The sequence below is a fragment of the Mesorhizobium sp. M0028 genome, from assembly GCF_040323855.1.
Lineage (GTDB): Bacteria > Pseudomonadota > Alphaproteobacteria > Rhizobiales > Rhizobiaceae > Mesorhizobium.
In genome coordinates this window covers 1-10,178 of sequence record NZ_JAMYVG010000045.1, presented here as the reverse complement: position 1 = coordinate 10,178, position 10,178 = coordinate 1, and the positions used below count along the sequence as shown (strand labels likewise).

Annotated in this window: 9 protein-coding genes and 4 pseudogenes; 3 read left to right on the top strand and 10 right to left on the bottom strand. The window is 60.3% G+C overall.

The genetic code is table 11. The features are described 5' to 3' along the window. The first annotated feature begins 667 nt into the window (after positions 1 to 667). Complete coding sequence (locus NKJ93_RS33455) at positions 668 to 1,636, top strand: glycosyltransferase family 10 domain-containing protein (protein WP_352453731.1); 969 nt, start codon at positions 668 to 670, stop codon at positions 1,634 to 1,636. 138 nt (positions 1,637 to 1,774) lie between these two features. On the opposite strand, the gene NKJ93_RS33450 is transcribed toward NKJ93_RS33455, so the two are convergent. The 8 genes and pseudogenes from NKJ93_RS33450 to NKJ93_RS33415 all read right to left on the bottom strand — a co-directional run bounded on the left by NKJ93_RS33450 (position 1,775) and on the right by NKJ93_RS33415 (position 6,804). Continuing rightward, positions 1,775 to 2,131, bottom strand: a complete 357-nt coding sequence (locus tag NKJ93_RS33450; protein WP_352453730.1) for a hypothetical protein — start codon at positions 2,129 to 2,131, stop codon at positions 1,775 to 1,777. A 266-nt stretch (positions 2,132 to 2,397) separates the two neighbouring features. Next, positions 2,398 to 2,553: pseudogene (locus tag NKJ93_RS33445) on the bottom strand (ATP-binding protein); the annotation flags it as partial. A gap of 71 nt (positions 2,554 to 2,624) precedes the next feature. After that, positions 2,625 to 2,908, bottom strand: a pseudogene (locus NKJ93_RS33440) (transposase); the annotation flags it as partial. A 106-nt stretch (positions 2,909 to 3,014) separates the two neighbouring features. Beyond that, positions 3,015 to 4,037: a transketolase family protein gene (locus NKJ93_RS33435; RefSeq protein ID WP_502895560.1), complete on the bottom strand. Its 1,023-nt coding sequence runs from the start codon at positions 4,035 to 4,037 to the stop codon at positions 3,015 to 3,017. Then, complete coding sequence (locus NKJ93_RS33430; RefSeq protein ID WP_352453734.1) at positions 4,034 to 4,873, bottom strand: transketolase; 840 nt, start codon at positions 4,871 to 4,873, stop codon at positions 4,034 to 4,036. Before NKJ93_RS33430 ends, NKJ93_RS33435 begins: the two co-directional genes overlap by 4 nt. Positions 4,874 to 4,892: 19 nt before the next feature. Beyond that, positions 4,893 to 5,645 (bottom strand): SDR family NAD(P)-dependent oxidoreductase, encoded by a 753-nt coding sequence (locus NKJ93_RS33425; protein WP_352453729.1) that lies wholly within the window; start codon positions 5,643 to 5,645, stop codon positions 4,893 to 4,895. Between the two features lie 35 nt (positions 5,646 to 5,680). Then, positions 5,681 to 6,250, bottom strand: a pseudogene (locus tag NKJ93_RS33420) (amidohydrolase family protein); the annotation flags it as partial. Positions 6,251 to 6,336: 86 nt separating this feature from the next. Continuing rightward, the gene (locus tag NKJ93_RS33415; protein WP_352475089.1) at positions 6,337 to 6,804 is read right to left on the bottom strand and encodes an ATP-binding cassette domain-containing protein; all 468 of its coding nucleotides are present in this window, start codon (positions 6,802 to 6,804) and stop codon (positions 6,337 to 6,339) included. A 122-nt stretch (positions 6,805 to 6,926) separates the two neighbouring features. Between NKJ93_RS33415 and NKJ93_RS33410 the strand changes: the two genes are divergently transcribed. Beyond that, positions 6,927 to 7,898 (top strand): LysR substrate-binding domain-containing protein, encoded by a 972-nt coding sequence (locus NKJ93_RS33410; RefSeq protein WP_352593637.1) that lies wholly within the window; start codon positions 6,927 to 6,929, stop codon positions 7,896 to 7,898. Positions 7,899 to 8,363: 465 nt separating this feature from the next. Here NKJ93_RS33410 and NKJ93_RS33730 read toward each other — a convergent pair. Then, positions 8,364 to 8,555 (bottom strand): annotated as a pseudogene (locus NKJ93_RS33730) (IS5/IS1182 family transposase); the annotation flags it as partial. On the opposite strand from NKJ93_RS33730, the gene NKJ93_RS33400 reads away from it, so the two are divergent. Further along, positions 8,554 to 9,045, top strand: coding sequence for a B3/B4 domain-containing protein (locus NKJ93_RS33400; protein WP_502904424.1), 492 nt, complete (start codon positions 8,554 to 8,556; stop codon positions 9,043 to 9,045). The pseudogene NKJ93_RS33730 and the gene NKJ93_RS33400 overlap by 2 nt on opposite strands. A gap of 354 nt (positions 9,046 to 9,399) precedes the next feature. Here NKJ93_RS33400 and NKJ93_RS33395 read toward each other — a convergent pair. Continuing rightward, the coding region (locus NKJ93_RS33395) for a site-specific integrase (RefSeq protein WP_352593631.1) at positions 9,400 to 10,178 on the bottom strand (779 nt) is incomplete at its 5' end.

The following is a 10,178-nucleotide window of genomic DNA, read 5'->3' as shown; positions in this document are numbered from 1 at the left end:
CTGGGATTGGCAATGGCTGGAAGGGGAGGGGACGAGGCTAGGTCGGCATCGCCCATCTGCATGACGATATCGATGATGTCGGGCAAAGCCGCGGCGCTTTGTGTGTGAAGCTTGTCCGAAATTCGTAGCATATTTCGGACATCTTGACCGTCACTTCGTCCGAAATCGGACCACAGATTTCGGACAAAGCCCCGGCATCAACCCGCCAATATCTCGATCTGCCGTCGCCGCTGCAAACGTCGCCTGTGAGAGGCGAGCCGCCTCTAAACTGGTCGTATATCCCGATTAATAATAAGAATGTAGTCAACTTCCATATTTTAGAGGGCACGCATGCTGCCACTCAACCGGCCTGATCACCACACAAAGTGAGGAAGAACCTGGTTAGGTGCAAAGCGACAATTGCCTCGACAGCGGGTCCCGGAAGGTTTATGCTGCCCAATCTTACCGCAATCCGAAATGGCGATTGAGTACCTTCACGAGTGAAGGGATTCCCGCGGTCTTAGAGATGAGTTGTCGAATGGCGCGAAGTCGCACAGAATCGCGAAGTCGCACAGAATCGTGTGTTTGATACCGATCAGGATCGCGAGCTATTTCAGGCGCAGAGAGGTCTTGCGCCCGATGCACGAGTTGCTCCCGGTCCAACGGAAGTGAATGGGGTGGAACTGCTTTGTCGACCAAATTGTTGACGGAACGTCCGGCGCCCATTGTTGCTACATGTCTGGATTCTTGGGGCGTTTTGGATGATGCAATCCACCATCTCACTCCAAAGGGCAGTGGAATCTGGAACAATGTCGCTTTTGTACGCAGGACATCCTTCGCGCCCGATTGGCATATTGTCTTTAACTCTGCTTCTATTTTTGGGCTCCCTGTTGATATCGAGGCGAGTCCAAACAGGACAATTTTTGCAATCGGCGAACCGCCGACGAAAGCTCATCGCGCATTTCATGAAGGGCAAGGGAAAAATACCATCGTCCTGACGTCTGACGCAGAGCTGGCTGCTCGGCAGAATGCAGAGCGCCGATTCGTTTTGTCTCCACCTATCACTCGGTCTTGGTCTGTAACAAAGACATATGACCAACTTCTGGTCAGCGAAGTCGTGGACAAGCCGCTTCGGCTCTCATGGATTACCAGTAACATCGCCCTGCTTAAAGGGCATCGATATCGGCTGGCGTTTCTGGAACGGCTGAGAGAGGAGCTCGATTTTGACCTGTTCGGCCGAGGTTTTCGGCTGATTGGAGATAAATGGGACGCACTCGCACCGTACCGTTACAGTATAGCTTTCGAGAATACTCGTGCTGATTACTATTTTACAGAGAAGCTTATGGACTGCTTCGTTGCTGAAACAATGCCGATCTATTACGGCAGCCCGGCAATCACGAGGTTCTTCCCTTCCGACTCAATGGTTCTGATTGACCCAGAGGACAAGAACGTAATCCAAAAAATTCAAGAAATCATCGACTCGGACCTCTGGAAGGAGCGTCGCGGCGCAATACAAGAGGCGAAGCGGTTGGTTCTTGAGAAATACAATACGTTTGCTTATCTCGCGGGCTTCATCGAAAGCGTTCACGATAAACCCTTACCGCCGGAAGTTATACACATCGGTTCGCCTGCGGTCGATTTTGGGACAGACGAATGAAGTACTCCAACGCTCGCTTCGCGTGCCCGGCGGTTGGTGGTCTGGCGAGATCGGTACGGAGCGCTCGGCGGAGAATGCCTACCTGCGCAGACGGGCCGGCACGGGCGCACGAGGTCATGCGCCCCCGGCTGCCGCTGATCAGACGAACTGGGGAAGGCCAGGAACGGAATTGAGGACCTCGTCCACGAGTTCGTCGCCGGCATGTTCCTTGGCGAAGGCGATCGTCTCGTTGGCGATGGCGGCGATCTTTAGAATGCTGAGACCCTCACTCATCAATTGCTGGCCGAGCCCCATGAGGCCGCCTCCGCCCTCTGGGTCGTTGCCATGATACTTCGCCACTAATTCCGAAGCTCCGGGAATGGCCGCGATCATGCGCGCAACGGGACCGTCGGCCGCGTGGCGTTGCAGGAAACCCAGCATTAACCCAACGGCCTTCTCTGCGAGAGCCGGGCCGATGCCGGCACCAGTGGCGATGCGCGATAAGAATTCTTCCATGGCAGGGTTCGTCTCTCTTTAATGAGGTTTACACGGGGCCGGTCCGGCGCCCAAAGCGCCCTTGGCCGAACCACAATTGAACTCCACAAAAATAGGCCGGCGGAAGTGCTATTGCAACTGCGCGTAAAACCGCCTCTGTCAACGCAAGCTGCGTCGGACGTGCGTATTTCGCAAAAACGGGACAGTCGTTCCGCTAAATCGCGGACAGCAGTTTCACTAATTCGCGGACAGCAGGATGGGGTCGGCGCTCGGTTGCCTGGTTGAAGTCATTTGCGATTGATTTCGCCGTTTTCGGCGCCGGTCAAGGGCGGCGGTGTTTTTTGCTTTCTCATGCTGTCGCCTTCGAGGGTGATGCGATGGGCGTTGTGGATGATCCGGTCGAGAATGGCGTCGGCTATTGTCGGCTCCGCGAATGCTTCATGATGCACCTTTCCTTGATCGCCTGGTCCGTTGCAGTCGGCGTTGAAGTTGATCGATCTGGTCGCTGGAAAGGTTTCCGCTTGGCCGCGGGCGTCACCATTTCTTTCCCACAAGATCCTTCAACGCGTTGTCGAGCATGGCGTCGGCCAGAAGCCGCTTCAGCCGCGTGTTCTCGTCCTCCAGAGCCTTGAGTCGCCGAGCCTCGCAGACATCCATCCCGCCGAAGCGGGCCTTCCAGTTGTAAATCGAGGCGTCGCTGACCCCGTGCTTGCGGCACAGATCGGCAACCGATACCCCGGCCTCATGTTCCTTCAAAATTCCGATGATCTGCTCTTCAGAGAAGCGGCTACGTTTCATGTCCTGGTCCTCTCGATGGGCCAGAACGAACTTCAAACCGGATTAGATAAGAGGGGCAAGGTCAAGGTCGATGACTCAACTGTTGTGTGGGGAGAGCTCTTACTTCTCATTCGCTCCAAATGCGGACGCGGCGCACGAGCTCGGAAGTTGAGATCCCGTAGCGATCGTGAAGCGTCGGCAGCGCGCCAGCGTCGAGGAACTCGTCGGGCAGGGCGATCTGGCGAAAGACTGGGGTCACTCTCTCGCGCATCAGCAGCGCGGCAACGCCTTCGCCAAGGCCACCAATGATGGTGTGGTTCTCCGCCGCCACCACCAGCCGTCCCGAACGGCGCGCGGCAGCGAGTATCGCCTCCGTATCCAGAGGTTTGATCGTCGGAACGTGCAGAACGGCGCAGCCGATCCTGTCGGCTTCAAGCGCCTTCGCGGCCTCCAGCGCGCGCATGGTCATCAGGCCGCTGGAAATGAACAATACGTCCGCGCCCTCGCGCAGCATTCGCGCCTTGCCGATTTCAAATGTATAGTCGTCTTCGTCGAGCACGACAGGAACCTTACCGCGCGAAAGCCGCATGTAGACCGGCCCGTTGTAGTCCGCGATCGCCTCCGTGGCCTGTTCGATGTCGAGCGCGTCGCAAGGGTCGATGATCGTCAGGTTCGGCATCCCGCGGAAAATCGCGATGTCCTCCGTCGCCTGGTGGCTGGGGCCGTAGCCGGTCGTCAGCCCCGGTAAGGCGCAGACGATCTTCACATTGAGTTTCTCCTCGGCGATCGCCATGCAGATGAAATCGTAGGCACGTCGCGATGCGAAGACGGCGTAGGTGGTGGCGAAGGGCGTAAAACCCTCCCGCGCCAAGCCGGCGGCGGCGCTCATCAGCACCTGCTCCGCCATGCCCATCTGATAGAAGCGGTCCGGATGCTCCTGTGCGAAGACATGGAGATCGGTGTATTTCGCGAGGTCCGCCGTCAGGCCAACTATCCCGGGCCGCTGGTGCGCCAGTCTGGCCAGTGTGTGCCCGAACGGCGCATTGCGTGTCGGTACGCCATCGGGCGCGATCGACGCGATCATCGCCGATGTGGTCTTGCGCTCACCGGCATTGGCGGCGTGGCGCGGCGCGAACTTTGACAACCTCAACGCGGACGTCCCTTTTCCAAAGCTTCGAGCGCTAACGTCCATTCGTGCGGTTCGACGCGGATGAAATGCGTGATGTCGCGGGTTTCCAGGAATGGCACACCCTTGGCCATGCGCGTATCGCAAACGATCACACGCGGACGAGGTTCCTTCAGGCCGCGCGCCATGTCGAAGGCCTTGCGGACCGCCTCGATGTCGTTGCCGTCGACGCGCTGCGCATGCCAGCCGAACGCCTCGAACTTGTCGGTCACCGGTTCGGAGGAGAGCATGGCCGTCGACGGACCATCGGCCTGCTGATTGTTGAAGTCGACAATGGCAATGAGATTGTCGAGCTTGTGGTGGGCGGCCGACATCGCGGCTTCCCAGGTCGAGCCCTCACCGAGCTCGCCGTCGGACAAAAGATTGTAGACGAAACTGTCGCTTCGCTTGCGCGTCAGCCCCATGCACATGCCAACGGCAATGCCAAGGCCGTGACCGAGCGAGCCGCCGGTGATCTCCATGCCGGGCGTGTATGGCGCCATGCCGGACATCGGCATACGGCTTTCATCGCTGCCATAGGTTTCGAGCTCTTCCTCCGGCAGCACGCCCGCTTCGATCAGAGCCGCGTAGAGCGCGATCGCATAGTGTCCGATCGACAGCAGGAAGCGGTCGCGTCCCTCCCACAACGTGTCCTCCGGCCGGTAACGAAGCGCATGGAAATAGGCGACGGCAAGCACGTCGGCGACACCCAGCGCCTGTCCGACATAACCTTGGCCCTGGACTTGACCCATCCGCACGGCGTGTCGGCGGATACGATAGGCTCGTTCGGCCAGGCTGACATTGCTGCCAGCGCGAGGCATCTCAAGCTCCGTTGTCCACTCAGCCATGGATTAGCATCCCACCGTTGACATCGATCACGGCGCCGGTGATGTAGCTGGCCAGATCGGAAGCCAGGAAGAGATAGGCGCCGGCTACGTCGCGCGCCTCGCCCAGCCGGCTGAGCGGGATTCCCTTGATGATGTCGGCGCGCATGGCGTTGGTCAGTTTGCCGCCGGTGATGTCGGTCTGGATCAGGCCCGGTGTGATGCAGTTGACGCGGATGCCTTCGGGACCGAATTCGCGCGCCATGGCCTTGGCAAGCCCCAGAACACCCGCCTTGGCAGCCGAATAGTGCGGGCCACCGAAGATGCCGCCGCCGCGCTGGGCCGAAACTGACGACATGCAGATGATCGAGCCGCCGCCATTTTCGCGCATGTTCGGGATGAATGCCTGGCTGAGATGGAGCACGCCGCGTAGGTTGACATCGAGGATGCGGTCCCAGTCAGCCGCGCTGATCTCCAGCGTCTTGACCGGCTGCGTGACGCCCGCATTGTTGCAGAGCACATCGATCCTGCCCAAGGTTTCTGTCACTTGCGCCGCCGCCCTCTTGCAGGCGTCGAGGTCCGCGACGTTGCACGCAAGGCCGATATGGTCGGGTCCAAGCGACGCAGCGGCGTCACGCGCTTGCCCGTCATCGAGGTCGAGTATTGCAACGCGAGCCCCGTGCTGTACCATCAGCGCTGCCGTGGAGCGGCCAATTCCCCGGGGGCCCGCGGCCCCCGAAATCACCACGGCCTTGCCCTTCAGCAACAAGTCGAACTCTCCTGCTATTTCTGTTTGCCGGTGATCTAAAGTCGGTAGAACCGGGCGGCGTTGTCATGGAACAGCGCGAGCCGCTCCTCGTGTGGGCGATCGTAATTTCCTTGAAGGCGTTCAAAATGGCGTCGAAGCTCGAGAACAGCTTGTCGACGGGGAAGTTCGTCGCGAACATCGAGCGGCCGACGCCGAAGGCTGCGATCGCCTCCTCGATGCTCGGCGCCGTCGACCTGCATGCCGGTGTGATTGAGAATGATCTGCACGTCGGGAAAGTCGCGCGCCAGTTCGAGGAACTCGCTCATCTGCGGATGGTAGAGCTGCGGGTCGAAGCTCAGCCCGCGCTTCGCCAGCTCCCGGAAGCCGCGCCGCCATTCGGGCGTACGACTGACCTCCGGCCGCGCCAGATAGGTCTTGGCGGGGTCGGGATGATAATTCATCGGCTGCCGCACGCCGCGGAAGTTCGGATATTCCATGTGGCGGTCGAGGAGGTCGCCGACGTCGGGTTGGGACAGGTCGGCATAGCCGACGATGCCATGCGGAAAGCCTCGCTTGTTGGCGATCTCCTGCAGCCAGCGCGTTTCCCCAACCGGATCGCCGGGATCGAGAAGCAGCACTTCGGCTCCGGTGGAAAGGGCACGAGCGATCCGGACGATCTGGCCTTCGTGGAGGGACAATTTGCGTGCCGGCATTATCGATGATCGCTTCGCCGATCGCTGGGTCGATCAGCTGGAGCGCTCCGAGCGCAGTTTCGCGCGTGCGGCGACGGCTGATCTGCGACCAGCCCGACCTCGCATGCACAATGCCGATGTTTTCCGCGACCGGACAGCTCGGGCAACAGCGCCAGCTCCTGATGCACCACCGCGATGATCGGGCTGTTGTGGTCGGCCTTCGACGAGGCGAAGCCAATCTCGCCGGCTTCGCGTGAGGTCAGCCCTGTGACGATGCGGATGAGAGTGCTTTTGCCGGCGCCGTTGCCGCCCAGGAGCGCGTGGATTTCGTCGGCCCGGACCTGAAAACTCACACCCCGCAGGACACGGGTTGCGTCATAACTCTTCTCGATATTGGCAGCTTCGATCAGGGGCTTCCTGGTCCATACCTGTCCAACTCCCGGCACGTTGCCGGCGCTACCCAAGCTTTGGGTTGAACTCGGCTCCATCCTGTATCTCCTTCCGGGACCACTGTGCGACCGATTGACATTCGGCTCAATTTTCGTTTCTTAACATTCTGTGTAGCTGAGCTTAACTGACGAGGACGAGGTCAGACATCAAGTTCAATGCGATGACGCATTTCGAGGCAGTCGCGCGGCTCGGCGGCGTGGCAAAGGCCGCTCAGGAATTGCAGGTGACACCTTCGGCGGTTAGCCAGCAGCTGCGGCTGCTCGAACACCAACTCGGGGTGCGGCTTTTTCAGCGCGAAAAGCGCCATCTCTCGCTCACGATCGACGGTGAGCGGCTCTTCCAGACCACGACCCAGGCTTTCGAATCCATACGCGAGGTGCGTAATGCCATTGTGCGGCAGCGCGAAAGCTTCCAGCTTAGCCTGCGCGTCAGTCCTTCCTTCGGCGAGAAATGGCTGGCGCCGCGGTTGGCCGAGTTCAGCAAGGGCTATCCGAGCTGGAATTTGCGCGTCGACGCCACGCCCAATTTCTCGGATTTCGAAACGGAGGTCATCGATCTCGATCTTCGTTATGGCGACGGCGGCTGGGCCGGCCTTTATTCGGATTGCGTCGTCAACGATCTGATCCTGCCGATGTGCTCGCCTTCCTATCTTGCCGAACTGCGCGCGATCTCACCGGATCCGCGCGAGCAGCTTCGCCATGCGCGGTTGATCGACAGTGTGAAGGCCTATTTCCGGTGGGATTATTGGCTGCCGTGCAACGGTATCCAGGGCGCCCGCACGACGTATCCTTATCGTTTCGACCGTTCGTCAATGTCGGTTCAACTGGCGAAGGACGGTGCAGGTGTGGTCCTGGAAAGCACATCCATCGCATTCGAGGACCTGGTGTCGGGTTCTCTGGTTCCGGTCTCGATAGAGTTCGAGGTCATCGAGTTTCCGGGATACTGGCTGGTCTGTCCTTCGCGGCATATGAACCGGCGCGCGGTTCGCCTGTTTTCGGACTGGGTGTCACGCGTGGGTAAGCGCGACACCGATCTGGCTCGCCGGTTTCTGGCGGATAAGCAACTGCGCATATCGTTCGAACGACGGCCTCATTTCGGGGCACGGGATGACAAAGCGGCGCCAATGGCGTGAACAGTTCGGCGTTCAAGACATGGCAAGACGAAGATTGACAGCACGTTGCGGTTGAGGAGCTGGCAAAACCCAGGCTGTGTGCAAGCGAAAGGTTGGCCCCGCTTTTCATTTTCCGCGTAGCCTGTGCCTGTGGCTGCCCGCGCCACAAGGCGTTGGTGCACAAATGTGGCATTAGGCACAATCAGCTCTTTGATGCCGCCTGCTATGTCGGCCTTGCCGGGCAGCGAACGGACTCCGGGCGTGCGCACGCCGTCATGCGGTTGAGAACGGCGCAGCCGATGGCGACCTCGGTCTGCTGAGCCGAAAAGGAGCGGGCTCGCAGGCGCCGTCCGATCAGCCTCTTGTAGCGCCCGACGGCGGTCTCGATCAGGGCGCGCTTGCCATAGCACCGCAAGGATAGTCATCCCGCCACGTTCAACGGCCGATCGCCAATGATGGAAGGCTGAATTGGCAGGCGTCCACCGGCTCGGAATAGCGGGGCTGGCCGCCGCGGGTCGTTCTTCGCGGCGCATGCCACCTGGCCAAGGCTTCTTCTGTCAACCACAGCGTCAGACTGCCGCGCCGCCGAAGGCCCGCCTCGTATTCCGGCCAGTTTGTCACCTTGAATTTCATCTTCGCGACTCGGTGGCGGCGGCTGGCATTGTGTTTGTAGGGCATCGGGCGAAGATCATGTCGTTGGCGATCTCGCCTGCTCAAGCGGGTGCGGAAAGATGGCTCTCTCCCGCGGATATCCCCACTGGTTGATGCCTACAATGCCGTCAGCGTGTTGTATGGCGTTCCGATTGGCGGGGAGGATCTCGATCTCTACCAGGGGGTCCCGAGACTTTTAATTGCGAAGGGAGCGGAGCCATTCGACACGATCCAGCAAGGTGAAATGGTAACCGAGCATCCTGAACCGGGCGAAGTCATCTGGTGCGATGATGCCGGTGTCACGTGCCGCCGCTGGAACTGGCGGCAGGGGCGGCGCACCATGGTCACGGTCGATACCCGCGCCATGTGGCTCGTGCTGGAAGCCCTCGGCCCAATGTCAGCTAAACAGATGACGGCCACCGGAGAGCATCTGATGGGACTTATCCAAGCGTTGTGCCCGGGTGCGCGAATCGAAACCGCGCGGATCGACGAGTCCACTACATCTCGTGTCCCTTAGGGCATGACCCCATCTTTCGGAGAAACACCCCACTCAGCCCTGTCCGGATCTGGCGCTCCTTGCTCGCTCCGCTGGCCTACACAGTTGATTGCGAACGACCCAGAACGGCTCTCGAAAACGAGCGTCGAACGAAATCAGATCACTGCTTGTTCTCCCTTAGCGTTGTTTGGCGTACTTTTATCGCGATGCCCTCTTGTGGGCCGTGCCATAACGCAGTTGATGATCATGCCTGACTACGAAGCGTCGGCCGCCGATAGTCTGGATACAGCGCTCGCTGTGCTGGATGAGGTATGTTATCGCCTGAGATCTGACCGCCTCATCCCAGCGGACAAAACGGGGCAGGGAGGGGGCTTTTCAGAGCCCGGACGCCTTGGTGAGATTGACGCGGAAACGATCGCGCCGGCGCTGATACTTTCGCGTCATCTCGGCCGAGGCGTGACCGAGCTGCTTTTGCACATAGCGCTCGTCGACCTCGGCCGAGGACGCGAGGCCGGCGCGCAGCGAATGGCCAGCAAACTTTTGACCGCGTTCGCCCTCCGACAGATCGCCACGCACGCCGGCTGCGAGCGCCGTGCGCTTGACCAGCCGCGCAACTTCCTGGTCGTTAAGCCGATCGGCGCCGACTCTTTTGCCTTGCCCTATTACCCTTCGGAACAAAGGGCCATGGCCGATCCGCGCCAGCTTCAGCCAGGTCTGCAGCGCGACCACCGGGCAGGTGGCGTCGGAGGAGCCGCGGCCGACCTCGACCTCGCGCCAACCGGTTTTGCCGCGCAGGGTCACCAGCACGCCCTTGTCAGGAAAAAACTCAATCCAGCCAGAAGAATCCTCGGTCTGGTCGCGACCAACGTCGAGCCCGACGATTTCCGAGCGCCGCAGCCCACCGGCAAAACCCAGAAGCAGCATGGCGCGGTCGCGCAGCCCGCGCAGCGTGCCGCGGTCGAGGGTTTCCAGCATGGCGATCAGATCCTCAGGCAGGATCGCTTCCTTCTGCCGGGGAGGGGAGGCGTGGGTGTTGCGAACGCCAGCCATCACCGTGGCGATATGCCGATCCTTGCGGTCCAGCGGCTGGCCGCGCTGGGCAAAATTCCAGGAGAGCGACGAAAGCCGGCGCTCGATGGTTGAAACGGTCTTGG

What these genes read in the sequence shown, in the direction of transcription:
- NKJ93_RS33430 (WP_352453734.1), bottom strand. Translation starts at nt 4,873, where the DNA reads ATGCCTCGCGCTGGCAGCAATGTCAGCCTGGCCGAACGAGCCTATCGT.
- NKJ93_RS33415 (WP_352475089.1), bottom strand. Translation starts at nt 6,804, where the DNA reads ATGGAGCCGAGTTCAACCCAAAGCTTGGGTAGCGCCGGCAACGTGCCG.
- NKJ93_RS33410 (WP_352593637.1), top strand. Translation starts at nt 6,927, where the DNA reads ATGACGCATTTCGAGGCAGTCGCGCGGCTCGGCGGCGTGGCAAAGGCC.
- NKJ93_RS33450 (WP_352453730.1), bottom strand. Translation starts at nt 2,131, where the DNA reads ATGGAAGAATTCTTATCGCGCATCGCCACTGGTGCCGGCATCGGCCCG.